Origin of the sequence: Burkholderia sp. 22088, assembly GCF_052045915.1 — a bacterium.
In the GTDB taxonomy this organism is placed as follows: domain Bacteria; phylum Pseudomonadota; class Gammaproteobacteria; order Burkholderiales; family Burkholderiaceae; genus Burkholderia; species Burkholderia cepacia.
Window position 1 is genome coordinate 437,282 of sequence record NZ_JBQEPY010000002.1, and the last position, 24,657, is coordinate 461,938.

At 66.5% G+C, this 24,657-nt stretch carries 27 protein-coding genes; 12 read left to right on the plus strand and 15 right to left on the minus strand.

The genetic code is table 11. The annotated features are described in order from the left end of the window. Positions 1-27: 27 nt before the first annotated feature. The gene (locus tag ACTJLD_RS05135; RefSeq protein WP_440658194.1) at positions 28-1,029 is read right to left on the minus strand and encodes a phenol hydroxylase; all 1,002 of its coding nucleotides are present in this window, start codon (positions 1,027-1,029) and stop codon (positions 28-30) included. Between the two features lie 16 nt (positions 1,030-1,045). Next, positions 1,046-1,258, minus strand: coding sequence for a phenol hydroxylase subunit (locus ACTJLD_RS05140; protein WP_440658195.1), 213 nt, complete (start codon positions 1,256-1,258; stop codon positions 1,046-1,048). Positions 1,259-1,562: 304 nt separating this feature from the next. On the opposite strand from ACTJLD_RS05140, the gene ACTJLD_RS05145 reads away from it, so the two are divergent. Together ACTJLD_RS05145 and ACTJLD_RS05150 are read left to right on the plus strand one after the other, a co-directional pair. Further along, positions 1,563-3,251: a sigma-54-dependent Fis family transcriptional regulator gene (locus tag ACTJLD_RS05145; protein WP_059695183.1), complete on the plus strand. Its 1,689-nt coding sequence runs from the start codon at positions 1,563-1,565 to the stop codon at positions 3,249-3,251. Between the two features lies 1 nt (position 3,252). Further along, entirely contained in the window at positions 3,253-3,993 is a 741-nt protein-coding gene (locus ACTJLD_RS05150) for a GntR family transcriptional regulator (protein WP_059695181.1), read from the plus strand. Positions 3,994-4,017: 24 nt separating this feature from the next. Here the strand turns inward: ACTJLD_RS05150 and ACTJLD_RS05155 are convergent, their stop codons facing one another. Continuing rightward, on the minus strand, positions 4,018-4,842 hold the full coding sequence (locus ACTJLD_RS05155) for a phosphate/phosphite/phosphonate ABC transporter substrate-binding protein (protein ID WP_060318422.1): 825 nt from the start codon (positions 4,840-4,842) through the stop codon (positions 4,018-4,020). A 242-nt stretch (positions 4,843-5,084) separates the two neighbouring features. Between ACTJLD_RS05155 and ACTJLD_RS05160 the strand changes: the two genes are divergently transcribed. Both ACTJLD_RS05160 and ACTJLD_RS05165 read left to right on the plus strand, forming a co-directional pair. Next, positions 5,085-6,110, plus strand: coding sequence for a fatty acid desaturase (locus ACTJLD_RS05160; RefSeq protein ID WP_174392366.1), 1,026 nt, complete (start codon positions 5,085-5,087; stop codon positions 6,108-6,110). A 239-nt stretch (positions 6,111-6,349) separates the two neighbouring features. Then, the gene (locus ACTJLD_RS05165; protein ID WP_440658197.1) at positions 6,350-7,552 is read left to right on the plus strand and encodes a benzoate/H(+) symporter BenE family transporter; all 1,203 of its coding nucleotides are present in this window, start codon (positions 6,350-6,352) and stop codon (positions 7,550-7,552) included. A gap of 34 nt (positions 7,553-7,586) precedes the next feature. On the opposite strand, the gene ACTJLD_RS05170 is transcribed toward ACTJLD_RS05165, so the two are convergent. Next, positions 7,587-8,474 (minus strand): NmrA family NAD(P)-binding protein, encoded by an 888-nt coding sequence (locus ACTJLD_RS05170; protein ID WP_440658199.1) that lies wholly within the window; start codon positions 8,472-8,474, stop codon positions 7,587-7,589. A gap of 153 nt (positions 8,475-8,627) precedes the next feature. After that, positions 8,628-9,551, minus strand: a complete 924-nt coding sequence (locus ACTJLD_RS05175; protein ID WP_226153649.1) for an AraC family transcriptional regulator — start codon at positions 9,549-9,551, stop codon at positions 8,628-8,630. A gap of 194 nt (positions 9,552-9,745) precedes the next feature. Between ACTJLD_RS05175 and ACTJLD_RS05180 the strand changes: the two genes are divergently transcribed. Further along, positions 9,746-9,940: a hypothetical protein gene (locus tag ACTJLD_RS05180; RefSeq protein ID WP_440658200.1), complete on the plus strand. Its 195-nt coding sequence runs from the start codon at positions 9,746-9,748 to the stop codon at positions 9,938-9,940. A gap of 26 nt (positions 9,941-9,966) precedes the next feature. Here the strand turns inward: ACTJLD_RS05180 and ACTJLD_RS05185 are convergent, their stop codons facing one another. Continuing rightward, positions 9,967-10,920 (minus strand): LysR family transcriptional regulator, encoded by a 954-nt coding sequence (locus tag ACTJLD_RS05185; RefSeq protein WP_321846349.1) that lies wholly within the window; start codon positions 10,918-10,920, stop codon positions 9,967-9,969. Positions 10,921-11,020: 100 nt separating this feature from the next. On the opposite strand from ACTJLD_RS05185, the gene ACTJLD_RS05190 reads away from it, so the two are divergent. The 3 genes from ACTJLD_RS05190 (at position 11,021) to ACTJLD_RS05200 (ending at position 14,936) form a co-directional block, all read left to right on the plus strand. Further along, positions 11,021-12,379 (plus strand): NAD(P)/FAD-dependent oxidoreductase, encoded by a 1,359-nt coding sequence (locus tag ACTJLD_RS05190; RefSeq protein WP_440658201.1) that lies wholly within the window; start codon positions 11,021-11,023, stop codon positions 12,377-12,379. A 323-nt stretch (positions 12,380-12,702) separates the two neighbouring features. Continuing rightward, the gene (locus ACTJLD_RS05195; protein ID WP_440658202.1) at positions 12,703-13,137 is read left to right on the plus strand and encodes a phosphatase; all 435 of its coding nucleotides are present in this window, start codon (positions 12,703-12,705) and stop codon (positions 13,135-13,137) included. Positions 13,138-13,316: 179 nt separating this feature from the next. Further along, positions 13,317-14,936 carry a histidine-type phosphatase gene (locus tag ACTJLD_RS05200; protein ID WP_440658203.1) on the plus strand — a complete coding sequence of 540 codons (1,620 nt, stop codon included), beginning with the start codon at positions 13,317-13,319 and terminating at the stop codon, positions 14,934-14,936. Between the two features lie 17 nt (positions 14,937-14,953). On the opposite strand, the gene ACTJLD_RS05205 is transcribed toward ACTJLD_RS05200, so the two are convergent. The 3 genes from ACTJLD_RS05205 to ACTJLD_RS05215 all read right to left on the minus strand — a co-directional run bounded on the left by ACTJLD_RS05205 (position 14,954) and on the right by ACTJLD_RS05215 (position 16,761). Continuing rightward, complete coding sequence (locus tag ACTJLD_RS05205) at positions 14,954-15,196, minus strand: energy transducer TonB family protein (protein WP_059695169.1); 243 nt, start codon at positions 15,194-15,196, stop codon at positions 14,954-14,956. A 79-nt stretch (positions 15,197-15,275) separates the two neighbouring features. Further along, a complete protein-coding gene (locus tag ACTJLD_RS05210; RefSeq protein ID WP_226128255.1) occupies positions 15,276-15,572 on the minus strand; it encodes a transcriptional regulator in 297 nt (98 codons plus the stop codon). Between the two features lie 250 nt (positions 15,573-15,822). After that, positions 15,823-16,761 (minus strand): sterol desaturase family protein, encoded by a 939-nt coding sequence (locus ACTJLD_RS05215; RefSeq protein ID WP_124673158.1) that lies wholly within the window; start codon positions 16,759-16,761, stop codon positions 15,823-15,825. A 95-nt stretch (positions 16,762-16,856) separates the two neighbouring features. On the opposite strand from ACTJLD_RS05215, the gene ACTJLD_RS05220 reads away from it, so the two are divergent. Both ACTJLD_RS05220 and ACTJLD_RS05225 read left to right on the plus strand, forming a co-directional pair. Further along, a complete protein-coding gene (locus ACTJLD_RS05220) occupies positions 16,857-17,903 on the plus strand; it encodes an AraC family transcriptional regulator (RefSeq protein WP_124533712.1) in 1,047 nt (348 codons plus the stop codon). Between the two features lie 74 nt (positions 17,904-17,977). Further along, entirely contained in the window at positions 17,978-18,283 is a 306-nt protein-coding gene (locus ACTJLD_RS05225) for a hypothetical protein (protein ID WP_091924890.1), read from the plus strand. A 34-nt stretch (positions 18,284-18,317) separates the two neighbouring features. Here the strand turns inward: ACTJLD_RS05225 and ACTJLD_RS05230 are convergent, their stop codons facing one another. Together ACTJLD_RS05230 and ACTJLD_RS05235 are read right to left on the minus strand one after the other, a co-directional pair. Beyond that, a complete protein-coding gene (locus ACTJLD_RS05230) occupies positions 18,318-18,614 on the minus strand; it encodes a hypothetical protein (RefSeq protein WP_027790034.1) in 297 nt (98 codons plus the stop codon). 287 nt (positions 18,615-18,901) lie between these two features. Then, positions 18,902-19,177 (minus strand): hypothetical protein, encoded by a 276-nt coding sequence (locus ACTJLD_RS05235; protein ID WP_162269108.1) that lies wholly within the window; start codon positions 19,175-19,177, stop codon positions 18,902-18,904. Between ACTJLD_RS05235 and ACTJLD_RS05240 the strand changes: the two genes are divergently transcribed. Next, positions 19,080-20,648 (plus strand): EAL domain-containing protein, encoded by a 1,569-nt coding sequence (locus ACTJLD_RS05240; protein ID WP_222213354.1) that lies wholly within the window; start codon positions 19,080-19,082, stop codon positions 20,646-20,648. The genes ACTJLD_RS05235 and ACTJLD_RS05240 overlap by 98 nt on opposite strands. A 91-nt stretch (positions 20,649-20,739) precedes the next feature. Here the strand turns inward: ACTJLD_RS05240 and ACTJLD_RS05245 are convergent, their stop codons facing one another. From ACTJLD_RS05245 to ACTJLD_RS05260, 4 genes are all read right to left on the minus strand, one after another. Further along, on the minus strand, positions 20,740-21,660 hold the full coding sequence (locus ACTJLD_RS05245; RefSeq protein WP_440658206.1) for a hypothetical protein: 921 nt from the start codon (positions 21,658-21,660) through the stop codon (positions 20,740-20,742). Beyond that, positions 21,657-22,031 (minus strand): hypothetical protein, encoded by a 375-nt coding sequence (locus tag ACTJLD_RS05250; protein ID WP_440658207.1) that lies wholly within the window; start codon positions 22,029-22,031, stop codon positions 21,657-21,659. Before ACTJLD_RS05250 ends, ACTJLD_RS05245 begins: the two co-directional genes overlap by 4 nt. A gap of 317 nt (positions 22,032-22,348) precedes the next feature. Beyond that, positions 22,349-22,846, minus strand: a complete 498-nt coding sequence (locus ACTJLD_RS05255) for a hypothetical protein (RefSeq protein WP_124533708.1) — start codon at positions 22,844-22,846, stop codon at positions 22,349-22,351. 256 nt (positions 22,847-23,102) lie between these two features. Then, a complete protein-coding gene (locus ACTJLD_RS05260; protein ID WP_059489619.1) occupies positions 23,103-23,477 on the minus strand; it encodes a nuclear transport factor 2 family protein in 375 nt (124 codons plus the stop codon). Positions 23,478-23,580: 103 nt separating this feature from the next. Here ACTJLD_RS05260 and ACTJLD_RS05265 point away from each other — a divergent pair, with 103 nt between their 5' ends. Further along, positions 23,581-24,561: a LysR family transcriptional regulator gene (locus ACTJLD_RS05265; RefSeq protein ID WP_440658209.1), complete on the plus strand. Its 981-nt coding sequence runs from the start codon at positions 23,581-23,583 to the stop codon at positions 24,559-24,561. The last annotated feature ends 96 nt before the right edge of the window (positions 24,562-24,657 follow it).

Sequence of the window (24,657 nt, forward strand, 5' to 3'; positions counted from 1 at the left end):
CCCTGTTTGAGTGATTGACGCCCGTCGTCAGAGCGCGATGCCGAGCTTCGCGATGCGCGCATGGAACAGCTCGCGCACTTCGTCGAGCGCCGCACGACCGTCGTCCCGCAACGCCAGCGCCAGCGCCGCCACCGGCGCGAGGGCCGCATCGGCCCGTGCGGACCAGTCGCGCGTCCAGCGGGCAAGCAGTGCGCGGTTGCCGTCCGATTCGGCCGCCATCGTTTTCACGACCGCGTCGATCCAGCGGTTCGATTCCGTGTGCCATTCGGGCATGAACGCGGTCAGCATCGCGACCGCCGAGCCGCCCGCAAGCGCGATCCGTTCATCGACGAAGCGGTCGTATATGAGCGGATAAAGCAGCCCGTCGAGCGCGAGGTTCTGCGCGACGAACAGCTCGACCGGATCGGCGACGACCAGCGTGTCCTCGACGTAGCGGCGCAGCGGCTGCCACGCGGCGCCGGTCAGCCATGCCGCCTTGGCCGTATCGAGCGTGTCGGGCTCGGCCATCGCAAGCGCGAGACGCGTGAGGTACTGCGCGACGCCGAGGTTGTCCATCGCATGGAACATCGCGGGGGCGGTGAACGCCGTGCCGTAGCCGAGCGCGCAGACCTGCGCGTTGTTCATGTTCGCGCCCCACGCCGCGTGGCGCAGCGGCACCAGCACGTCGAGCGCGTGCGCAGCGACGTCGTCGCGCATCAGGCCGATCATCCGGCGCGATTCGACGAACTCGAAGTTCGCTTCCATCGTGTCCTGCTGGCGCGCCCGCGCGGTTGCCCACGACGCGTAGTAGAACTGGCGCGGGTCCTTCAGCGCATACCAGTCCGCCATCCGGATCGCCGAGCGCGACGCGTCGAAGATCTCGTGATCGGGGTCCCACGTCGGCCGGTAATGGAAGTTCGCCTGGGGCTGCGCGCCCATCATGCCTTCCTGGTAGCGCGTCGCCGTCCTGTCGCCGCCGATGTGCTGCGCGACATGCGCAAAGGTGTGCCGGAGCGGCTTGATGTCGACTGTCTTCAGCTCGATGGTCACTTCTTGCTCCTCAAGGTCATGGGTTCGCTTCGAGGTCCAGCCGCGTGACCTGCTGTTCGCGGCAGAACGCGTCGAAGGCGGCAGGAGGCAACGTCAGCTCGACGCACAGCTCCGGCGCGCCGCCGATCGACAGCTCGAATTCGACGAAGCCGCGTGAGTTCGTGCCGGTCACGCGGACGCACTTGCGGCCCGGGTCGAGCGGAGAAAGATCGGTGTCGGGTGGATTCATGTTCGGTGTCGCCTCCATACCGTCCTTCAATGCAGCATCCGTGCCACACTCGGCCGGCCTGGCAAAAAATCTCGATAATTCAGGGAAAGCCCTGACGTAAAGTTTGAATTCGAGATCCACAATGGCGGTTAACCAGAACGCGATCCGCGCCCGGACTATCGCGCCGAACCCCTGATCAGACGGACTCCTTCATCATTTGATCAATCCGGTTTCGCGCATTTGACCAAATGATCAACCCGTCACGTGTCCCGGGGCGCCGCTTGCGGAAATTTCGAAAATCACGAGAAATCTCGACGGAGGAGACATGACGCGGCCCAGCCTGCCCCCCTTGCCGCCAGACACCGACCTGCGCAAGCTGATCCATTTTTCGGCGAGCGACGGCCGCATCTGGCTCGCCGGACAGCGGATGGTGCTGCTCCATGCCGGCGCGCTGGCGACGCTGCGCCAGGAACTGATGGAAAGCGTCGGCCCGGCGCAGACGCGGCGATTCTTCACGCGCGTCGGCTTTGCCGCCGGCGAACGGGACGCCGCGCTCGCGCGCGAGATCCGCAGCGGCGCATCGCTGTTCGACATGTTTCATGTCGGCCCGCAGTTGCACATGCTCGAAGGCGCGGTGCAGGTCACGCCGCTGCGTTTCGAAGCGGACCCTGCGACCGGTGCGTTCTATTGCGAGTACCGGTGGGAGCATTCCTGGGAAGCCGACGTGCACCGCCGCACATTCGGCCCGCAGCCCGAGCCCGTGTGCTGGATGCTGATCGGCTATGCGACCGGCTATACGAGCGCGTTCATCGGCCGGACCATCCTGTTCAAGGAAACGTCCTGTGTCGGCATGCACGATCCGCACTGCACGATCGTCGGCAAGCCGGCCGACGAATGGCCCGATGCAGAGGAAATCTCGTCGTGGTTCAAGGCCGATTCGCTGATCAATACGATCCGCGACCTGCAGACCGAGGTCGAATCGCTGCGCCTCGAAATCGCGCCCGACGACAGCCGGACGAAGCTCGTCGGGCGCTCCGATGCGTTTCGCGCCGCATACGCGCTGCTCGAAACGGCCGCGCCGACCAAGGTCGCCGTGCTGCTCACCGGCGAGACGGGCGTCGGCAAGGAACGGTTCGCCCGCGCGCTGCACAGCCTCAGCCCGCGCGCCGCGAAGCCGTTCGTCGCGATCAACTGCGCGGCGATTCCGCACGCACTGATCGAATCGGAACTGTTCGGCGCGGAGAAGGGCGCGTTCACGGGTTCGCAGGCCACGCGTGCCGGGCGCTTCGAGCGCGCGAACGGCGGCACGCTGTTCCTCGACGAGATCGGCGAACTGCCGCTCGACGTGCAGGCCAAGCTGCTGCGCGTGCTTCAGGAGGGCGAAGTCGAGCGGCTCGGCGCGACGGAAGGCAGGAAGGTCGACGTGCGCGTCGTCGCGGCGACCAACCGCGACCTCGAACAGGCCGTGCGCGACGGCACCTTTCGCGCGGACCTCTATTACCGGATCAACGTCTACCCGGTGCTGATCCCGCCGCTGCGCGACCGGCAGGACGACATCGCGCTGCTCGCCGACGCGATGCTCGAACGCTTCGCGTCGCTGCACGGCAAGCCGGCGCCCACGCTGACCGACTATGCGTACGACACGCTGCGCGGCTACCGGTGGCCCGGCAACGTGCGCGAGCTCGAGAACCTGATCGAGCGCGCGGTGATCCTGTCACGCCCGAACCGGCCGGTCGACGCGAAGGACCTGTTCCCCGGCGTCGGGCTGCCCGGCGGCGCGACGGTCGACCGTGCGGGGCAGATTCGCCCGGCGGCCGCGCTGTCGATCGACTGCGCGACGCTGCTCGACCAGTTGCAGGGCGGCGGCGGGCTCGACGGCCTCGAGCGCGCGCTGCTGCATGAAGCCGTCGACCGCGCGAACGGCAACCTGTCGGCCGCCGCACGCCTGCTCGGCGTGACACGCGCGCAGCTCAGCTACCGCCTCAATCGCAAGCACGATCAGGAGGACGCCTGACATGAACACCATCCTGCCCGCGCCCCCGTTCACCGACACGCTGCCCGACGACGCGTCGGCGACCGACGATACCGTCGAGCCGCATGCCCGCACGCTCAGCGAGCATGCCTACCATCAGCTGCGCCAGCACATCGTCGAAGGCCACTACCCGCCGGGCGCGAAGCTGCGCGTCGAGCATCTGAAGAACGTGTACGGCGTCGGCGCCGGCACGCTGCGCGAAGCGCTCACGCGGCTCGTCAGCGATGCGCTGGTCGTCGCCGAAGGGCAGCGCGGCTTTCGCGTGACGCCGATGTCGGTCGACGATCTCGAAGCGATCACACGGCTGCGCATCCACATCGAGGTCGATGCATTGCGCGAATCCGTGCGACGCGGCGACGACGCATGGGAACAGCGCGTGCGCCAGAGCTTCGAGATGCTGTCGGCGTGGGAACAACCGGTGTCGATCGCGCACCGGACCGCGTGGGAAGCCTGCAACCGGCGCTTTCACGAAGCGCTGATCTCGGCCGCCGCGACGCCGTGGACCTACCTGATCCTGCGGATGCTCTCGCAGCAAAGCGAACGGTACCGGCGCGTGTGCATTGGGCTCGGCGATTCGAAGCGCGACGTGCATGCGGAACATGCGTGCCTGTTCGATGCCGCGATGCGGCGCGCCGATGCGCGCGCGGCGCTCGCGCTCGAGGACCATATCGGCACGACGCTCGCGGTGGTGCGTAACGCGCCGCCCGGCACGCTGCCGTTCTAGCGCTTCACGGCATGCTGGCGGCGCTCAGGCCAGTTCGGGATAACCGTGCGCGGCCGCGTCCTGCGCGAACCGTGCAATCGTGTCGTAATCGGCCGGCAGCAGCCGTTCGAAGCCCTTCAGCCGCAGCACGCGCGCCCGTTGCGCGTCGGCGGCCGCCGCACGATCGAGTGCGTCCTGCAACGCGCCGACCTGTGTTTCCGGCAGCGCGCGCGACGCGATGAACGGCAATCCCGGCGCGGAAGCCGTCGTACCGATGACCCGAATGTCCTTCAGCAGATCGGGCAACGCGTCGCGGATATAAGCAAACGTCACGCAGTCAATCGCCCCGCAATCGGCATCGCCCGACGCCAGCGCACGCAGCACGTTCACGTGAGAGCCAACCGGCGTGACCGCCCCGAAGAAATGCCCGTCATGCGCATGCGGCGCGACCGCGTGCCTGAATGCGTTCATCCCGCTGTGTGAATCGTCGCCGTTGAGTGCGGCGCGCAGCCCGCGACAGGCGGCGAGCGTCGTCGTGCCGCCCGCATGCACGCGCGCCGACACGACCAGCACGCTGCTATAGCGCGCCCCGTCGCAGCCGTCCGCGTCGAAAGCGGGCGTCGCGATCAAACGCACGACGCCGCGCAACCCGAGCATCCGGTACGGGTAGCCGCAGGTCTGCGACAGCAGCAGATCGTCGCGCCGCCACAGCGCATGCAGGTCGTCGAACGGCGCATCGGGCAGCGCTACGCCGGCAGGGCCGCCCGCCTTCGCGAACGCATCGAGCGCATCGCGCAACAACGCGCGCCACAGGGCGGCGTGGCGCGGCGTCACGTTGTACATCGGCAGTACTGCGATCCATGGGTTCATGCGGGCATTCTACGCACCGGCGGCGGTCCCGATGCTTATCGGCCTCGTCGCGATAAGCAAATGCGAATCGATTGGTTGGCGCGGCAGCGCCGCCCCGGTACCGTTCGAAGGCCTGCCGGCGCCGCCACCTTGCGCAATGCCGGACAGGCCGACCGTGATCCGCGAGACACCTGCGCACCGGGCCGAGCGCACCGGTTCCATCGCTCGTTCCCCGCACTGCCCGATCCATCCGCCTCAACGCCATGGCCGAATACTTCGACGTCGATCACGCGCGCGCGATTGCCGCGCTCGGCGCCCGCTTCACCGCCCGCACCGAGTGGCCGACCTGGCTGCTGGTCGCCGTCATCTACGGCGGCTGGCTGGCCGTGCTGCTGCTCGTGCGCGACGGGCACCTGTCGCTCGCGGCCGCGACGCCGCCGCTGATCCTGCTCGGCGCATGGCACATGTCGCTGCAGCACGAACTGCTGCACGGCCATCCGACACGTTCCGCGTTCGTGAACAAGCTGCTCGGCTATCCGCCGCTGACGGTCTGGTATCCGTACACGCTGTATCGCGACACGCACCTCGACCATCACCGCGACGAAGACCTGACCGTGCCGGGCGTCGATCCCGAAACGAACTACGTAACGCGCGAACGCTGGGCGCGACTGCCGCGCTGGCGTCGCGCGCTGACGGTCGCGCGCAAGACTTTCATCGGACGAATCGTCGTGGGGCCGCCGCTCGCCGTCGCCGCGACGGTCGCCGATGCGGTCGCCAGGTTCCGGCGCGGCGACTTCCGCCATCTGCCGATGTGGATCATGCACGCCGCCTGCGTGGTCGTGCTGCTCGCATGGCTGCAACGCGAGATCGGCGTGCCGTGGTGGTACTACCTGCTGGCCGTCACGTGGCCCGCGCTGTCGCTCGCGATGATCCGCTCGCTGTACGAGCACCGCGCCGCGCGGCACCCGAAGGCGCGCATCACGATCAACGAGGCCGGCTTCGCGATGCGGCTGCTGTACCTGAACAACAACTACCACCTCGTTCATCACGACCTGCCGAAGCTGCCGTGGTACGACCTGCCGCGCGCGTACCGGATGCGGCGCGACGCGTATGCGAAGAAATGCGGCGGCTTCGTGATCCGCGGCGGGTATCGCGAGCTGCTCGCGCGCCATGCGTGGACGCCGACCGATACGCCCGTGCATCCGTTCGACCAGGGCACGGCGTCGCTGTCGACGGGGAGCGGGGTAAAGGTGGCGGTGGTCGACAAGGTGCTGCAGGTCAGTACGTGACGTGCGGCGGAGCCGCACTTCTTCGTGAAGCAGCCCGATTCAGCGACGCGGGCGTCAGGCCGTACGGCCGCCGATTCGTCCGCCGCGCCGCATTTTTCTTACGAAATGCCGACGATACCGCTCGTGCCCGCGCATTGCCAATTGCGCCGCCAATGTCCAGAATGGCGGCTCGTCCGGGGCTTCCAACAATCATTCGCCCCGGCTCTGCCCCCGGCCACTCGCCGCACGCCCCCACGACGATGCAATCGAACACCCCGCCCGGCGCAATCCGCGCGATCGGCAACGACTGGTCCGTTTCCGCGATCACCGCGGGCTTTCTCGCGGTCCTGATTTCCTACGCGGGCCCGCTCGCGATCTTCTTCCAGGCGTCGCAGGCCGCGCACGTGTCCAATGAAATGGTGTCGTCGTGGGTCTGGGCGATCTCGATCGGCGCGGGCATCTCGGGCCTGTTCGCGAGCTGGAAGCTGAAGGTGCCGGTCGTCACCGCGTGGTCGGCACCCGGCACCGCGCTGCTCGTCGGCCTGTTTCCGCAACTGACGCTCGACCAGGCCGTCGGCGCCTACATCACGGCCGCGCTGATCATCCTGCTGATCGGCGTAACCGGCTATTTCGACCGGCTCGTGCGTCACATTCCGCGCGGCATCGCGTGCGGGATGATGGCCGGCATCCTGCTGCCGTTCGGCACGCACGCGTTCGCCGCCGCATCGGAGCAGCCCGCGCTCGCATTCGGGATGATCGCGGCCTACGTGATCTTCAAGCGCCTGCTGCCGCGCTACAGCATCGTGCTCGTGCTGCTGACGGGCGCCGCGCTCGCGACGGCGCTCGGGATGACGCATCTCGGCAACGTGTCGCCGAGCATCGCGCACCCGATCTTCATCGCGCCCGAATGGACGCTCGGCACGACGCTCAGCCTCGCGCTGCCGCTCGTCGTCGTCAGCCTCACCGGCCAGTTCCTGCCGGGCATGACGATCCTGCGCGTGTCCGGCTATCACACGCCCGCGCGCCCGATCATCACGGCGACCAGCGTGATGTCGCTCGTGGTCGCGTGCTTCGGCGGAATCACGATCGTCGTCGCGGCGATCACCGCGGCGCTGTGCACCGGCAAGGACGCGCACGAGGATGCGGGCCGGCGCTACGTCGCCGGGCTCGCGAACGGTGCGTTCTACCTGGTCGGCGGGCTCTTCGCGGGCACGATCGTCACGGTGTTCTTCGCGCTGCCGAAGGCGTTCGTCGCGATCCTCGCGGGGCTCGCGCTGATCGGCGCGATCGGCGCGAACGTGCACGGGATCTTCGAGGACGAGAATCACCGCGAGGCGTCGGTGATCACGTTCCTCGCGACCGCGTCGGGCATGACGTGGCTCGGGCTCGGTTCCGCGTTCTGGGGGATCGTGATCGGGTCGCTTTCGTATGCGGTACTGAACAAGGTGCGGCGACAGGTGTGATGCGCAACACGCGCAACGCTCGCCGCCGCGTCGATCAGCGCGCGTGCTGGCGCAACAGCTGCGCGAGTGCATCGGCCGGCGCCGTCGTGCCGTAAAGCCGCTCCGACACGCCCTCCTCGACGTCGATCTGTCCGGCGTTGTGCACGTCGTAGAGATCGACGATCAACTGTGCATGGCGTTCGCTGAGGCCCGCGCGCAGCAGCGTCGCGGCCCAGGTGTCGCGCGGCAGTTCATGCGCGACGATGGCACGGCCGGCCGCCGCGCCGAGCGTATCCGCAATCGTCGTCACGCTCACCCGCTGCGGCCCTTCGACGCTGACGATGCGCGGTCCGTTGCCGCCCTCGGGTGCATCGAGCAGCAGACGCGCCGCGACGACGCCCACATCGGGCGCCCAGACCGTCGGGAACACCTTGCCGACCGGATGGTGAAAGCTCGGCAGCACGCCGGTGCCGAGCGCGACCGGCAGCACGCGCGCCCAGTTCTGCAGATGCTCGGCCGAACGTAGCAGCGTCAATTGCGTCGGGATCGTTCTCAGCCGCTCCTCGAGGTAATGGAACAGACGCGTGATGCCCGTGTTGCCTTCGCGCTCCGCGCCGTAATCCGACAGGGCGAGTAGCGCAGGCGGCGGGTTTGCGGCGAGTGCGGCGGTGGCGACGTCGATCGTCCGCGCCATCGTCGCGGCCGGATCGGAGTCGGCGACGGGTACCGGGCACAGTATCTGTACGGCCTGTGCGCCGTCGATCGCGGATGCGACCGCGTTCGCGTCCGTCAGCTCGGCGATCACGACATCGCAGCCAAGCTGCGCGAAGCGTTCACGATGGCGTGCGTCGCGCAACACCGCGCGCACGGGATGGCCGGCGTTGCGCAAGGTCGTCACGGTCGACTGGCCGACGTTGCCTGATGCTCCGAAGATCACGAACACGGTTCGCTCCTGGGGGGATGAAGGTGGGGTGATTGTCGGGTTGGGCGGAGGGAACGGCGCGCAGGGAGGGATGAATACAGCAGGAAAGGATGACGGGATGCGGGGCCGCGCACGGATCGCGCTACGCCCCGCCCACCCGTCACGCTGCCGAGGCTAGCGACGCGAGGGCTTCGCGTCCTCCTCGCCCTCATACGCCAACCTCAACCCACCCCGCTCCCCCGATCGCGCAATCTCCGTCGGCGTCGCACCCACCACGCGATTCATCCAGTTCGCCATATGACTCTGGTGCGCAAACCCGGCTTCGAGCGCGATCTGGCTGATACTCAGCCGGCCTTCGAGCAGCAACGCCTTCGCCCGCTCGACCCGGCGCCGCACGACGTACTGGTGCACGGGCATCCCGAGCGTTTCGCGGAACAGCACCTTGAAATGCGGGACGCTGATCGACACGAGCGCCGCGAGTTCGGCAAGCGTCATGCGCCGCTCGAGATTCGCTTCGACATAGTCGATCACGCGCGCGGCCGCCTTCGGCGCGAGCGTGCGGCGGCGCTCGCGAAACGCCGGCTGGCCGTCGACCAGCCGCGCGACGAGCGCCGTGCACAGGCTTTCCGCATAGAGCGGATCCGACGCGTCGTCCGCTTCGAGTTCGGCCGCCATCGCCCACGCGATGTGCTGAAGGCGCGGGTCGCGCACCTGCAGCCGGCGGCGGATCTGCCCCTGCGACGGCTTCAGTTCGAGCTGCTCGACGGTGCGCCGCACGAACGTGTCGCTGAGCATGATGTGCAGGATCCGGCAGTCGGCGCTGTCGGTCCACTGGCCGGGCAAGCCCGCCGGAATCACATCGACGTCGCCATGCGCCTGAATGCGCGATACGCGTTCGCCGTCGCACACGCAATCCGCGCGAACAGGCCCGCCTATATGCACGCCGATCCGGTGATGCTCGGCCGCCGGAATCCGGTAGGTGCCCGCGCGGATTTCCAGCAGCGACGCGCCAAAGCCCTGCCAGCCGAGCCCGCGGCTGGAGCGCAGGCTGACCGGGACGCCGTTGTCCGTCGGCGCCGCGAGAATCGCATCGCTCATGGCCTTCCTCCGGTGAACGGGGATATCGAACGCGCATTGTGACGCGTTTTCGGCCTGCCTGCCGGGCCTGCCGGCGGCTCACCCCGGCTGAGCAGAAAAAGATCATCCGTTTCTGCTCGGGGCCATCCTTGCGTGTGCGCCGGCGGCCGCCGTGCCGCTTACGATGGCCCCATCCGACACCTACGGAGACCGTCATGCCTCACTGCCTTGCGCAACGCGCCGCGCTCACCGCGCCGTCGCCCGCCGCCACCCGCCCCTCGTCCGGCCCCCGCTCCCGCAACGACCTCACCACGATAGCCGCCCGGTGCCTGCGCATCGTGGGCTGGTACCGGCTCGAACGGCTGCTCGCGTCGATCCCCGACAGCAACGACGATTTCGGGCTCGTCTGACCGGCCGCACGGCCGGCATCGTCCACCTACTTGCGCCGCCGCTCGTGCAGTGCCACCGTCGCGCCGTCGATCACCGGCGCGCCCTGCTTGATCAGGAAATCGCGGAACAGCCCCGTGACCTGCGAAATGCGCCGGTCGGCGAGCGTGACCACATACCATTCGCGTTCGATCGGGTTGCCGGGGAACGGCAGTTGCCCGAGCAGCCCGGTGCGCAGTTCGAGTGCACACGCGTGCAACGACAGGAACGCGACACCGAGCCCGGCTTCGGCCATCTGCTTGATCGCCTCGTTGCTCGACAGTTCGGAGCCCATATGGAAGCGGTGGCCGGCCGTCTTGAAGAGGTTCTCGACGGTCGAGCGCGTGCCCGCGCCGCGTTCGCGCACGAGCAGGTGCGCGGATTCGAGATCCTTCAGCGAGATGCGCTTGCGCTGCATCAGCGGATGGCCAGGCGCCGCGACGAACACCATCGGATGCTTCGCGAACTCCACCGCATGCGTACGCAACTCCTTCGGCGCGCTGCCCATCACCGCGAGATCGATTTCATGCGTGGCGAGCATGCGGATGATGTCGTCGCGATTTCCAACCTTGAAATAAGTCTTCACATGCGGACGCGTCGCGGTGAATTTCACGAGCAGCGGCGGAATCAGGTACTCGGCCGTCGTGATCGCACCGATTCGCAGCGTGCCGCCGAGATCGCCGGTCAGCGCGGCCACTTCGTCGCCGGCCTCGCTCCACAGATGCAGGATCTCGCGCGCATAGCGCGACACGATCTCGCCGGCCGCGGTCAGCTGTACCCCGCGCCCCACCCGCTGCAGCAAAGCGGCGCCCACCGCCTCCTCGAGCAGGCGAACCTGCAGCGACACGGCCGGCTGCGTCAGGTTCAGCTCCTCGGCCGCCCGCGACACGCTGCCGAGCCGCGCAATCATGTCCAGCGCCTTCAGCTGCCGGAACGTCGCGGTCTTTCCTATAAGTGAATACATATGAGTCGCTTATAAACATTAAATTGTTCGAGTGGGTTCGAAACTATATCGTCGGTTCTTGAGCAATGTCATCCGAATCGTCATTCAGCGGGAGCCCCACATGGACAACACCACGCCCAACCTTGCAACGGACCGCGCACCGCGCCTGCCGCGCATCGTGATCGTCGGCGGCGGCGCCGGCGGCCTGCACCTCGCCACGCGTCTCGGCGATACGGTCGGACGCCGCGGCCAAGCCGAAGTCGTGCTCGTCGACCGCTACCCGACGCACTTCTGGAAGCCGCTGCTGCACGAAGCCGCATCGGGCCATCGCGACCCGGCATCGCACACGATCGAGTATGCGGCGCAAGCAAAGCGCCACGGTTTCCGTTTCGTGCAGGGCGCGCTGCAGCGGGTCGACCGCGCGGCACGCACCGCAACGATCGCGGCCGTGCAGGACGCGGACGGCACGGAAATCCTGCCGCAGCGCGAACTCGACTATGACGACCTCGTGCTCGCCGTCGGCAGCGTGACGAACTTCTTCAACGTGCCGGGCGCCGCGCGCCATGCGCTGCCGCTCGAAAACCTCGACCAGGCCGAGGATTTCCGCCGGAAGTTCCTCGCAGCCTGCACGAAGGCGAATCACCTGGCCGAGCAGCAGCCCGCGCGGCGGGCGGCGCCGATCTGCATCAACATGATCGGTGCGGGTGCGACGGGCGTCGAGCTGGCCGCGGCATTGCGGCATGCGATCCAGCAGCTGACGACGTACCGCTTCAAGGCGCTGGTATCCGCACGCGACGTGCACATCCGGTTGATCGAAGGCGGCCCGCGCATCCTGCCGGCACTCGACGCGCGGCTGTCCGGCAAGATGCACGCGCAGCTTCGCGCACTGAACGTGGACGTGCTGACCGATACCCGCGTCGCGGAAGTCGGCGCGGATGCGGTGACGACCGCGACGGGCGAACGGCTCGCGAGCGACATCACGATCTGGGCGGCCGGCGTGGCGGGCCCCGCGATGCTGCGCGAAATCGGCGACATCGCGCTCAATCGCGCGAACCAGGTGATCGTGACCGACACGCTGCAGACACCCGACGATCCGCACGTATATGCGTTCGGCGACTGCGCCGCGTGCCCGACGGCCGGTGCTAGCGGCTTCCTGCCGCCGCGCGCGCAGGTTGCGTACCAGCAGGCCGTGTATCTGGTCAACGCGTTCGCGCGCCGCGTCGCCGGCAAGCCGGTGGCCGGCTTCACGTTCCGTGATGCAGGCACCGTCGTGTCGCTCGGGCATGCTGGCGCCGTGTACCAGGCCGACCTCGGCGTGCGTTCGCGCTCGCTGATCGTCGACGGGCTCGCCGCGATCGGCCTGTACAAGTTCCTGTATCGCAAGCACCTGTTCAGCGTGGTCGGCGTGAAGCGTGCGCTGTTCCAGTCGCTCAGCCACTGGCTGCAAAGCCGCAACCAGCCGTCGATCAAGCTGCACTGAGCGACGACTCGCACGCAGCATCGCACAACGGCATATGGGGCGGCCATCGCTCGATATGCCGTTTTTTATATGCATATAACGGTTGCATCCACAACGTGCGCGACTTTGGTGCATCACATCGAAAACAGTCGATGCGATGCATTTCGCTCGAAAAATGTCGCGCGACACGCATCCCGCGCCGGTTCTGGCTGACACCCCGATTCATTAGTCGAATCGTATAGGTTGGATAAAAATATTAATTGGTCGCGTTTTCAGGATCGACGCTAAGGTGTGTGGCATTCCCGTCGGCGAACGGATCATCACGTTTCTGAAGAGGAATCACCGTGGTTATCGAAGCCATCGTCACCCGTCTCGACGCTGCATTCGCGCAAATCGAAGCAACACCGGATTCGCATGAATCGCGCCATCAACGCGACGCGATCATCCAGTGGCTCGACCGGGCATCGGAAGAAGGATATCGACTCGGTCTCGTCACGACGCTGCCGGCCGCACGGCTCAGCGACATGTTCGAAGGCCAGTTCGGCCGCGCGAACCTCGACCGCTTCTCGGTCGTCGTCACGGATGCCAATCATCAGGACTCCGGATCAAACCAGCATCCTTTCGACGTCGCACTGCAGGCACTCGGCGTACCGCCCGAACGCGCGGTGGGGATCGCGAGCAGCGAACCGGAGCGCCGGGAAGCCGAGCATTTCGGCCTGTCGCGCTGCGTGAACATCACCGACACCGTGCGCTCGATCGCATCGGCCGGCCTGCACTGACCGCCCGCACACCGGCTGGCGGCGGCCGGCCACCCTCGATCCGGCGGCCATCCGACGATTGCCCGACCGAATCCTGACATTCTGCTGTCAAAGTCGCTTGCAACACTTCCGGGCTTGACCCATCCCTCCCGGAAACGGGACGACGCGAAACCGCATCGTCCCGCCCGTTGCACACCACGATGACACGCCCGACCCGCACCGCCGCCGCCCTCGCCGTTACCTGCCTGCTGCTCGCCGCTTGCGGCGGGGACGATTCGACACCGCCCGCAGCCTCGGCCGACAACAGCGGCTCGACGCCCGCACCGCAACCGCAACCCCAGCCCACGCCGGCACCCGCGACCTATTACCAGACGAAGACGCCATACCGTCCGCAGCAGGACGCCGCGACGTACGAAGCACCGCCCGCCGGCTACGCGCCCGTCTACACCGAACTCGTCGCGCGCCACGGCTCGCGCGGGCTGTCGGGTTTCAAGTACGACGGCGCGATCTACGCGATGCTGGTCAAGGCCGAAGCCGACGGCGCCCTGACCGCGCTCGGCGCACAGCTCAAGGCCGATACGTACGCGATGATGAAAGCCAATGCGCTGCTCGGCTATGGCGTGGCGGGCATCTCCACGCCCGGGTACGGCAACCTCACGCAAACCGGCATCCGTGAACACCAGCAACTCGCCGCGCGCCTCGCGCAGCGGCTGCCCGCGCTGTTCGCGGCCGGGAACCGGCAGATCGTCGTCGTCAACTCGGGCCAGGACCGCGCGGTCGACAGTTCGACCTTTTTCTCCTCGTCGCTCGTGGCCGCGCAACCGGCACTGGCCCCGGCGATCACGCTGCCGGCCGCGCCGGCTGGTTATCCCTCGAGCGCGCCGGTCGTGCAGCCGGCCGGCACCAACCGTTTCCTGCTGTACTTCCACTCGCTGAAGCCGGCCACCGACTTCGTGACCGATACGGGCAATCCGTACTACGCGACCTACCAGGCGAGCCAGGCCTACCAGGCTTATGCGAACGACGCGGCGGTAGCCGCGAAGCTCAACGCGATCAAGGCCGCGCCGCAGGCGGCCGACGTCGCGCAAACGGTGCTGTCCGCGCTCGTGTCGCAGGCATTCATCGCGAAGCTCGGCACCAGCGGCTACACGTTCGCGAACACGGGCACCTATGCGTTCACGTCGTCGGACGGCAAGTTCACCAACACGCTGAAGGGCGACGGCAAGACGAAGATCGCGACGGCTGTCGATGCGGTGAACGTGCTGTACAACCTGTTGCAGGTCGCGCCCGCGATGACGGCGGAAACGGGCGGCGTCACGATGGAGAAGTACATCGGCGCGGAGCAGGCGCAGTATCTCGCGTATCTGCAGGATGCCGAGGACTACTACCAGAAGGGGCCCGGCATCCAGGAAGCGAACCCCGTCACGTACCGGATGGCGAAGGTGCTGCAGGACGATTTCTTCGGCGAAGTCGATGCGATCGCGCGCGGCGACCTGACCCGCGCCGCGAAGCTGCGCTTCACGCATGCGGAGATCATGATTCCGTTCGCGTCGATCATGAACCTGAAGAACGTGTTCGTGCCGACGCCGCAAGCGCAGACGTACACGTACGCGAACAACCCGTGGCGCGGCGATCAGGTGTCGCCGATGGCCGCGAACATGCAGTGGGATGTCTATCGCAACGGATCGCGGCTCATCGTGAAGATGCTGTACAACGAGCGCGAAACGGATTTCCAGGCTGCGTGCGATGGCGCGAAGCTCGCGCCGGGCAGTCACTTCTATGACTACGTGGGGTTGAAGCGGTGTTACGGGTATCCGTGACGGACAGCGGCGCGCCGTCAGTCCACCGGATAGTTGAGATCGTGCCAGCGCTTGGCGGATTTCCCGCCGGAGCCGAGGTGACCGGCGGGGAAGCGCATCACGGCAATCGCGTGGAGCGCTTTCTCGTCGAGCGCGGAATCGCCGCAGCTGCGCCGGACCTTCAGATCGCGCACGCGTCCCTGTTCGTCGAGCCACACGCGCACAGTCACCTGCCTTCGCGACGAGGTGTTCGGCACGCCACGTGACAACAAGCGATCCATGAGCGACACGATGTTCTCCGTAACCGTCGAATGCTGCGATTATCACCGAGCGCGCGGCAGTGCGGCGCGCGGCGCGGCGTCAATGCTTCGACACTTCAGGCCGCACGACCGTACCCGTGCGTACCGCCCGTACGCGCTGCGGATTCGCGGCGGTTTTCCGTTTCGGGTCGGTACGCCCCGCCTCCTGAGGCCTCCGCACCTTGGCCGCAGCCGGCTGCGACTTGGCGGCAGGCTTCGCGTCGGCATGCGCGGCGACCGGGCCGGTCGCGCGCGAGCGAACGGGCTGCCGAACCGGCTTTGCGGCTGTCGCACTGCTCGCCGCCACGGCCGGATGCTTGACCTGCCGCGCGTATTCCTTCACGTCGCCGTCGCTCATCCACGCCTCCGTGTAGACCGCTGACGCAGGATGTGCAAGATTGAGATAGGCGAACGAGGCCACGAGAAATGCACGCACGTGTGTGCGACGAGTCGATGCGGTAATGACGAATGCTCCTTGCGATCTGGCTCGACGCCCCTGTGTCGGGGCCGTCGTGGCGGCACAATAAAGGAGGGCCATGCACATCGCAAGCATCCAACCGGCGATCCAAACTATTCTTAACGTTTGGATCGCCCCGCCGGCCCGAATCTCATTCCCGTCCGTCGTCACCCTTGCGTTCGACGCTCCACGTATGGATCGGCCGATGCCCCGGCCGCTCCCATTCGGGCGGCATCCACAGATGCTTCAGCCGCTGCAGGATCGGCCCCGGCGCGAATACGTCACGCCACATGTCGACGAATTCGTGCAGGTTCAGCACCAGGAAGTTGTACGAACGAATCTGCTGCGTGATCCCGTAGTCGACCGGCTCCGTTTCCTCGACATAGGTGCCGAACAGGCGATCGAAGACGATCAGCACGCCGCCGTAGTTCCTGTCGATATAGCGCGGATTGCGGCCGTGATGCGCGCGATGGTTCGACGGCGTGTCGAACACGTACTCGAACCAGCGCGGCAGCCGCCCGATCGCTTCGGTATGCACGAAGTACTGGTACACGAGATCGACCGCGAGCAGGAACAGCACGACCGCTGGCGGGATGCCGAGCCAGACTGGCGGCAGGTAGAACAGGAACACGCCGACGAACGCGTTCAGCAGCGACTGCCGCATCGCTGTCGTGAAGTTCATCACTTCACCGCTGTGATGCGGCACGTGCGCGGCCCAGAACCAGCGCACGCGGTGCGACGTGCGATGAAACCAGTAGTAGCAGCATTCCACGACGACGAAGATCGGCACGATCGTGAGGCCGTTCACCGGCACGTCGAACAGCCGGTGCCGGTAGACCCACGCGAAGATCGCACCGGTGAACAGGAGCCCCATCACGGTCTCGGCCACCTGATAGCCGGCGCCGAGCGACAGGTTCGCGACGATCTCCTTCCAGCGAAACGGCTCACGGCGCCCGCGCCCGGTCATCACCGCGTATTCGATCGCGAACGCGATCAGGAAGACCGGCGTCATGCCGATCAGCAACACCTGCTTCCAGTCCACGTCGTTACCCAGGAACGCATGGAGCCACGTCATCAACTCGGTCGGCATGTTCGCATGCCTCGATCAGGAACTGGCCGGCAGTATGGTCGCGCGCGGGCCGCTCCGCGTTGACACTTGCCGACGATTACTTGACACTTTCCGCCATGCCCGCCGCCTCCCCGCTTTCGACGCAGCGCGTCTACTACTCGAGCACCTACGTGCGGCTGCTGTTCGACTATCTGTCCGAGCAGGGCAAGGATGCCGCGCGCGTGCTGGGCGAGGCGCGGCCGCCCGAGGACGACCGCGGGCTCACGCTGTACGCGAGCGCGCACTGGCGGCGCCTGCTCGAATGCGCGGTACACGTGCTCGACGATCCGCTGCTCGGCCTGCACGTCGGCCAGCGGATCACGCCCGCCCATCTCGGCGCGCTCGGCTATGCGCTGCATGCGTGCCGCGATGCCGGCGCCGCACTCGCGCGCTGGCAGCAATACGAGCACCTGATCGCGAACGTCGCGCGCATGGAAGTGCGCGTCGAGGCGGCGTCGGTCGCGATCGAATGGCACGATGCGCCCGAGCCGCTCGGCCCGCTCGTCGACGAAGTCGCGCTCACGGCCATCGTCCAGTTCGCACGCAACATCACCGGCACGCGTGACGGGCCCGACGAAGTCTGCTTCGTGCACCCGTCGCCCGGCGACGATCGGCCCTACGTCGATTATTTCGGCTGCCCGGTGCGGTTCGGCCAGCCGGTGAACCGCCTCGCGTTCCCGCTGCACCTGCTCACACAGCCGCTGCGCCAACCGGACGACGCACTGCTGCGGATGATGGAACGCCAGGCAAGCGCGCTGCTGGCCGAGCTGCGGCAGACGGACGATCTCGAACAGTCGGTGCGCGAAGCCGTCGCGCGCCTGCTGACGCAAGGCAAAGCGAGCATCGAACAGATCGCGTCGGACCTGCATGTGTCGTCGCGCACGCTGCATCGGCGGCTTGCCGAACTCGGGCTCAACTTCCGGACACTGCGCGAGGACACGCGGCGGCGGCTCGCGATCGACCACCTGAACGATCCACGGCTGACCCTCGCGGAAGTCGCGTGGCTGCTCGGGTATTCGGAACACAGCGCATTTACGCGCGCCTTTCGGCGCTGGGCCGGCGAATCGCCGCAGCAGTGGCGCAGCCGGCAACCGGCGCGGGCGGCGAGCGTCGCGCGCGGCTGAGCGCGGTGCGCAACCGCGCCGCCGACGAACTCGCGTCCGCCCGCGCGGTCGAACGAGCATCGCCGGAGAATCCCATGAAACGCGTTGCCGCTGTCGCTGTCCTGACCCTGCTTGCCGCCGTCAGCTTGCCGGCAGCCGCCGGTGCAACATCCGGCAGCGCCGGGCCGGCGCCCGTTCAAGCGCACGCGAACAACTGCGTGCCGTCCCGCAATGCCACGCCCGACGCGCGCTCGCCGTCGAAGGCGCCGCCGATCCGCGTATGCGTCGGCGATTCCAATACGCAACTGAACCTGCCGTGGTTCCTGACTGACGTCCTCACCGCCGTGGACACGCATCAGTCGGGCGGTGACCTGCTACGCAAGATGCGCGACGATTTCTGAACGCGGCCCGCGCGACGCGCGGGCACCGCATCGTTCACTCATCTTCGGACGCCTGCAGCACCTGCGTGAACGTACCGACCATGTCGGCCCACATCGCGGGGTCGGCAATGCTGCGCAGCAGCGCAAGCACTTCCTTTCGTTCGCCTTTCGAAAGCGGACCCTGTGCGCCGCTGATGGTGTTGTAGCGCGGCGTGCCGCGCGAAGCGAGCGCGCGATCGAGCACGTAATTGCGGGCCTGCCCGTTTACGTCGATCCGGATCCACAGCGAACCGCCGTCGGCTGCGGCTGCACCATCGATCACGATGACCGTGGGCACGGTATTTTCTTCCATCCCGAAGCTCCGGCGAGACGTGCGACCGTATCGCGCGGCGACCGAACGCAGGCCGTCGGCAGGTCGGCAAAGACAGCATCCCGAAAGAATGTTTCCTGTCGAGACACAATGACAAAATTACACCAATTGTTGAATAACAATATTTCGTAATCTCTCGTCACATCTTATACTTGCCGCGCACCATCCTCGTGCCAAGAGACGGTGTTTTTTCGTCCCGGCCGCAAGACCATGCGGCCGGGGATTTTTTCGGTACGTTCCGCCAATTCATATGCGCCGGATGCGCATGTTCATGGAGGCAAGCCTCGGAATGAACGGCCAATTGCGACGAGGCTGTCACGGATGTCCGTCGCGACCGTAGAATCGATCGCATCGAGATGGCGGCGCGCATGACGCAGGCGTGCCGTCGATGTATCGACCGGTTCGACTTGCCTCTCCCAACACACAACACCAAAGGCGACCGCGGGAATGTCGGCGTTCACGCCAGGCTCGAAACCAGTTTTCCAGCGCAGCGGCGCCTGGCCGCGGGTCGTCTTGTTCGTCGCCGTTATCGTTTGCGTACTCATGCCGGCATTCGCGATCGCGCTTGCCGACCGCTATGCGCGCGATACCGTCATCGAACATGAACGCGTCGTGGCGAACGACATCGTGGCATCGGTCGACCGCATCCTGGACGGCGCGCGCCTGCGGCATGTGGATGAACTCACCGCACTCGTCGGGCGGCCATGCGCGACGGTATTCCGGACGCTCGCCGAGATAGGCACGCGCCTGCGCTACCTGCGCGCCGTCGCGCTGGTGTACGACGGCCGTGTCATGTGCTCGTCGGCGCTGGGGGCAATCGACTTGCCGCTGGGCGCGTATACGCACGAGCCGGAGCCGGGTTCGACGCTCGTCACGCTGCTGCGCCAGACGCCGTTCCAGCAGGGCATCCCGGTGCTGCCCGTGTTTTACGCCACCGCGCCCGGCGCGGGCGTGCTCTACCTGGTCGAAGGCGACTACGTGGCCGACGCACTCGCGCACGGTGCCCGCTACGGGACGGAAACCGCGACGCTGTCGATCGCGGGTTCGGGCCATCTCGATCAGTACGGGAAGTTTGCGCCGGAATCGGCCGCGGAACCCGCAGGCGGCAGCACGATCGTGTCGCCCCGCTGGCCGTTCACGGTGTCGGTTGCGGCATCCCCTCACTACGCGTCGCAGGTTCGGCACCACTATCGGCTGATCGGCATCACGATCGTGCTGCTGGCGGATGGCCTTGTGATGGCGGCCTACCTGCTGGCGATGGCACCGCGCCGGCTGCTGCTGAAGGCCGTGCGCAACGCGCTCAGGCGCGACGAACTCCATGTCGTGTACCAGCCGATCGTCGAGGTCGGGACGCGCAGGACCGTCGGCGTCGAGGCGCTGCTGCGCTGGCAGCATCCGAAGTGGGGGGCCATCAGCCCGGCGGTGTTCATCCCGCAGGTCGAATCGAGCGCGGTGCTGCCGAAAGTGACCGAATTCGTGCTGCGGACCGCCGTGTCGGAACTCTCCGCACTGACGCCGTCAATGCCGCTGCGCATCGCCGTCAACATCGCGCCGAAGGATCTCGAGCGCACGCGGTTCGTGTCCATCGTCGAGAATGCGATTCGCGCACTGCCGCCCGGCTTTACGCTGGTGCTCGAAGTCACCGAGCGCATCCTGCTCGAGAAGAACGCGCGGACCACCGCGATCTTCCATGCGCTGAGAGCGAAAGGCGCGAAATTCGCGATCGACGATTTCGGCACGCATCACAGCAATCTCGACATGCTGTCGCGTTTTCCGTTCGACTACGTGAAGATCGATCGCCAGTTCGTCTCGCAACTGAACGGCGGCAGCGCGGGATTGATCGAGGGAATCGCGTCCGTCGCGCATCACTACGACCTGAAGATCATCGCGGAGGGCGTGGAAACGGAAGCGCAGCATCGCGCGCTGCAAACGGTCGGGATTCAGTATGCGCAGGGATATCTGTATCAGCGGCCGCAACGGGCAGAGCACTTGAAGCAGGATGTCGCGTGGGTGTAGGGCGCCGGTGCGTGCGCCGATGCGCACGCTGCCGAATCGCCGCGGGTCGTCTTGTCGTGCACGCGGATCACGCCATATCCGCTTGCGGGTTTCACGACGTCGGCATGCCTTGCGACGGTCCAGCGGTCTCGCCACGCGCAGCGGCATAGAACACGCGGAACCACACCCAGTAGGCCGCGCCGGTTGCGGCGAGAACGACGACCGGCATGATGCCGGACATCAGGCTGGCTATTCCGAGCACGTCGCCCACGAGGCGCAGCACCGCATAAGCCAGCAGCAGGACCGATGCCATCGACGCAAGCGACGCCCCCAGCAGACGCCGGACGTGAAGTCGACCGAGATCGCGAGGCAGGCCGAGCATCGCGCCTGCGAAGACGATCGCGGCGGGAACGACGATCCCCCCGACGTAGTTCAGCATCACGAGCTTGAGATCGTCGTCGAAATAGTCGAGCAGGATCATCACGGCCTGCGTCATGAAGAGCAGCAATACGCTGGCAAACAACCAGGCCGCGAGACCCGCAATGCGCCGCCGCGCATTGCCGCGCGGCGCCCCTTGCAACGCGTCGTTGCGAAACAGGTGGGTGACGAACCACCACGCAAGCCAGGCGACGAGCGCATAGAGGACGGCATTCACCGGCGCGATGAGCGTCACGATGTGCGTCAGGCTGAGGGAACCGCCGCGCAACATGCCCACGAGCGCCTGGAATACCAGTACCTGCGCGGCCTGCCAGACCAGCAGGCACAACGCAAAGGCCGTCAGCGGCAACGCGGGGCGACGGAATGCAAGCTGGTCCCGATACTCTCCGTGCCAGCGGACGATCAGGAACACCAGGCCGCTTCGAAACACCAGGCTCCCGATGAAAGTGGACAGTTGCACGGCCAGCATATTCACGGACGGCGAAGACTTCGTCGACCACACGTAGAGGCCGATCAGAAATTGCGCCGTGGTAATGACCGCCGCGAAGAGCGCGGCGATACCGGGTAAAGAAATTTGCCGGGAGGAGGCGTTCATGGGGAGTCCGGGGTAAATGGGTTCATCGGCAATGCGTGCGGCGCCGCACTTCCAGGCAAACCGAACAGCCGCGCCATCCCCGCAGCAACAGGACGGCCGGGCATCCGCCGGGAAAATGCGCGTGTGCGTTTCGTGCGGTGCTTCCGGGCAGCGACCCACGGCCCCGACCGGGGCGACACACCGGTTGCGACCGTTTCCGGCGCACCGGCTGTCCGGCCAAGACCCTCGAGCGTGTCGCGGAGAAGGGCCCGCCCCGGCAGCCCGAGGACGAGCGACAGCGAGTCGAATGCAAGCGGGATCAGTGGATGCGTGCGGTTCTGCGGTCGATTGCCTTCGCTCAGGTCGAGCGACAGGCCGGTCGACTGCGGCATGGAGGCTTTCACCAGCGGCGACTGGAAACGAGGCAGGCGAAGTCAGGTCGGCATGCGTCATGCGCTCCCACGCAGCTTGCGCGATGTGTCGGCACGTCATCGCGACCGATGCAGGGCTGCCCGGCCCTGCGGTGGGGAATCGGAGCACGATTGCCAAGCCGGGAATGGAACGCGACAAGCAATGCTTGCCGAGCCGGCCGTTCCGCAATTGCTTCCATCATGCGGTGCGCATTCATGGCGCCTCTCTCAGAATGATGTTGTTCTTGACCGGCGATTCTACGAATGATGATTCCGTGACGTCAATCGGGCCGGATTCGTCAGCATGCCGGTGGATGATCGGGATCGGACAGGCATGTGTCCCGATAGGCGTCGTCGACGGCACGCAGAAACGCCTTCCGTCCGTTCTCCAATGCCGTGGCCGTGTGCGCGTCCGGCGAGACAGGCATCACGCGGCCGTCAGGCGACATCGAATATCCGAGATCGACGAACGCATCGTCCGGCGCGCGCTTCGTTCCGATCCAGTAGCCGATCGAAACCGAGCCGGCGACGCCGGTCGCGCCGTTGTAACCCACTTCGAATCGTCCGGCCTTGAAGATGCGCGGCCTCATTTTTTCCGCATAGGCCAGCACTTCGGCAACCGTTGCGCCATCTTTTGTCCGATGCTGCCTGACCGCCTGTATCCAGTTGGCTTCCGTGGTCGCCGGCAATGCCTTCACTTTCGGGGAAGCGCATATCGCCCGCCCGCTTCCACACAGGCAGGCCGCAACGACGACGCAGCCGGCAACACGTGCGACGCGATCAATCGCGAGTTTCATTCAATGATCCTTGATGGGTTCAATCGAGCCCGAATCTTACGATCATCGGCCCGGATGCCGGAACGGTATCGCGCACCCCGTCTCGGCACTGCCCCGCCCAAGCGATGAAATCGGCCGCCCGGGCATCCACGACGAGCGGGCGTCTCGACAACGTTCGAGCAGGGTCCCATATGGATTCACCCCGTCGATGCCGCGACACCGCATTTCGTCGGCGCAAAAAACCCGGGAACCCGATGCGCATCTGCCGCGCGGCGCTTCAGTCGAACGTACGCACCACGGCGGACGCCTTGGTTGCGATCAACCAGCTGCCATCCACCTTGTGCATGACGAAGTGATCGTTGAACAACCGGTTGCCGATCCGCACCCGCACCGTCGCCGTTGAAAGGCCATCCGACACATGCGCCATCGAGAGGATCGCCTCGTCCCTGGGCGCGCCGGTCGATCGCGGACTCGGCCTCCCGTTGATGAGCGCCGCATACTCGTGCGACGCCAGCGTGCGAAACCGGCCTTCATCGAGCCACTGAATCACGCAGCTCGGGTGAAAAACCTTGTCGAAGTCGCGGCTCTTCGGCTCATAAGCCAAATTGAAGTAGTCGTCGATCAACGCGACTACGGCCTGGGTCTGGGTCATGGCTGGCTTTCCTCGATAGTGAACCGCTCGTATAGTGAGCGATCGCCCCCGCCCTCGGCTACGGCGACCCGGTTATCGCTGCCATTACAGGAACACATGGATCATGGAAGACCTCGACGGAGGACTGGTAAGCGGCTTGCTTGTCCTTGCGGCCCTGGCCGAATCCGGGAGCTTCGGTCGAGCGGCCTCCCGCCTGGGTAAGACTCAGCCCGCGGTCAGTCGCGCGATCCAGCGGCTGGAGGATCGCCTGCGCGCGAAGCTCGTGCATCGCACCAGCCGGCACGTCGAAGTGACGGACGCGGGCCACGACCTGTTGTCGAAGGTGCTGCCGTTACTGCAGGGGATCGAGGAGGCGACCGCCGGCACGTCCGGCCAGGCCTCGGTCGCCAGCGGCACGCTCCGTGTGGCGTGCGATGCCGCATTCGCCCGCCTTGTGCTCGCGCCGGAGCTGGCCCGGTTCATGAAGGAACACCCCGCTCTGCACCTGAAGCTGGAGACCCGGAACGACCTCTCGGACCTCGTCAGCGACGGCTTCGATCTCGCCATCCGCTTCGGCCCCCCATCCGTTTCCACCTTGGTCTGTCGAAGGCTGTACAGCCCGCGGGTGCTGACGGTGGCCGCGCCGTCCTACCTGGAGCGACGCGGCCGGCCGAGGTCGCCGCAGGATCTGGTCGACGACGGCCACGAATGCATCCTGGCCATCGACCCGGCTACCGGCCGCCCCTTCGACTGGGAGTTCTGGCGTGACGGCGAAAAAATCAAAGTGGCCGTAACCGGCAGCCTGACCGTCACGGATGCGGGCACCAAGATCGGCGCCTGCGTTGCAGGCTTCGGGATCGCCCAGGTGATCGACCTCGGAATCGACATGCACCTGCGTGCCGGCACACTGGAGCCGGTGCTGACGGACTGGTGCGACGAGACGTTCCCGCTTTATGTCTACTACCCCAGCCGGAACCACGTTCCGGCCAAGGTGAGAACGTTCATCGACTTCGTCGTCGGCATGATGCCCAAGCTGCAGTCCAATGGCTACGGCGCGTGCCAGCGACCGCCAACCACCTTGCTCGAAACGCTGCGGCGCGAGTAGTCGCCTTCTTTCCGTCGCGCGCCGGCTTCCTGCCACCTGTTGCCACGCGCGCCCCCGTCGGCACGGCCGCCATTCAAGCGCTAAAATCCGCCGCCT

Bases quoted from the DNA above. Each gene is read 5' to 3' on its own strand.
- ACTJLD_RS05140 (WP_440658195.1), bottom strand. From the start codon at position 1,258: ATGAATCCACCCGACACCGATCTTTCTCCGCTCGACCCGGGCCGCAAG.
- ACTJLD_RS05145 (WP_059695183.1), top strand. From the start codon at position 1,563: ATGACGCGGCCCAGCCTGCCCCCCTTGCCGCCAGACACCGACCTGCGC.
- ACTJLD_RS05150 (WP_059695181.1), top strand. From the start codon at position 3,253: ATGAACACCATCCTGCCCGCGCCCCCGTTCACCGACACGCTGCCCGAC.
- ACTJLD_RS05155 (WP_060318422.1), bottom strand. From the start codon at position 4,842: ATGAACCCATGGATCGCAGTACTGCCGATGTACAACGTGACGCCGCGC.
- ACTJLD_RS05160 (WP_174392366.1), top strand. From the start codon at position 5,085: ATGGCCGAATACTTCGACGTCGATCACGCGCGCGCGATTGCCGCGCTC.
- ACTJLD_RS05165 (WP_440658197.1), top strand. From the start codon at position 6,350: ATGCAATCGAACACCCCGCCCGGCGCAATCCGCGCGATCGGCAACGAC.
- ACTJLD_RS05175 (WP_226153649.1), bottom strand. From the start codon at position 9,551: ATGAGCGATGCGATTCTCGCGGCGCCGACGGACAACGGCGTCCCGGTC.
- ACTJLD_RS05180 (WP_440658200.1), top strand. From the start codon at position 9,746: ATGCCTCACTGCCTTGCGCAACGCGCCGCGCTCACCGCGCCGTCGCCC.
- ACTJLD_RS05185 (WP_321846349.1), bottom strand. From the start codon at position 10,920: ATGTATTCACTTATAGGAAAGACCGCGACGTTCCGGCAGCTGAAGGCG.
- ACTJLD_RS05190 (WP_440658201.1), top strand. From the start codon at position 11,021: ATGGACAACACCACGCCCAACCTTGCAACGGACCGCGCACCGCGCCTG.
- ACTJLD_RS05200 (WP_440658203.1), top strand. From the start codon at position 13,317: ATGACACGCCCGACCCGCACCGCCGCCGCCCTCGCCGTTACCTGCCTG.
- ACTJLD_RS05205 (WP_059695169.1), bottom strand. From the start codon at position 15,196: ATGGATCGCTTGTTGTCACGTGGCGTGCCGAACACCTCGTCGCGAAGG.
- ACTJLD_RS05210 (WP_226128255.1), bottom strand. From the start codon at position 15,572: ATGAGCGACGGCGACGTGAAGGAATACGCGCGGCAGGTCAAGCATCCG.
- ACTJLD_RS05215 (WP_124673158.1), bottom strand. From the start codon at position 16,761: ATGCCGACCGAGTTGATGACGTGGCTCCATGCGTTCCTGGGTAACGAC.
- ACTJLD_RS05220 (WP_124533712.1), top strand. From the start codon at position 16,857: ATGCCCGCCGCCTCCCCGCTTTCGACGCAGCGCGTCTACTACTCGAGC.
- ACTJLD_RS05225 (WP_091924890.1), top strand. From the start codon at position 17,978: ATGAAACGCGTTGCCGCTGTCGCTGTCCTGACCCTGCTTGCCGCCGTC.
- ACTJLD_RS05230 (WP_027790034.1), bottom strand. From the start codon at position 18,614: ATGGAAGAAAATACCGTGCCCACGGTCATCGTGATCGATGGTGCAGCC.
- ACTJLD_RS05240 (WP_222213354.1), top strand. From the start codon at position 19,080: ATGTCGGCGTTCACGCCAGGCTCGAAACCAGTTTTCCAGCGCAGCGGC.
- ACTJLD_RS05235 (WP_162269108.1), bottom strand. From the start codon at position 19,177: ATGAGTACGCAAACGATAACGGCGACGAACAAGACGACCCGCGGCCAG.
- ACTJLD_RS05245 (WP_440658206.1), bottom strand. From the start codon at position 21,660: ATGAACGCCTCCTCCCGGCAAATTTCTTTACCCGGTATCGCCGCGCTC.
- ACTJLD_RS05250 (WP_440658207.1), bottom strand. From the start codon at position 22,031: ATGCCGCAGTCGACCGGCCTGTCGCTCGACCTGAGCGAAGGCAATCGA.
- ACTJLD_RS05255 (WP_124533708.1), bottom strand. From the start codon at position 22,846: ATGAAACTCGCGATTGATCGCGTCGCACGTGTTGCCGGCTGCGTCGTC.
- ACTJLD_RS05260 (WP_059489619.1), bottom strand. From the start codon at position 23,477: ATGACCCAGACCCAGGCCGTAGTCGCGTTGATCGACGACTACTTCAAT.
- ACTJLD_RS05265 (WP_440658209.1), top strand. From the start codon at position 23,581: ATGGAAGACCTCGACGGAGGACTGGTAAGCGGCTTGCTTGTCCTTGCG.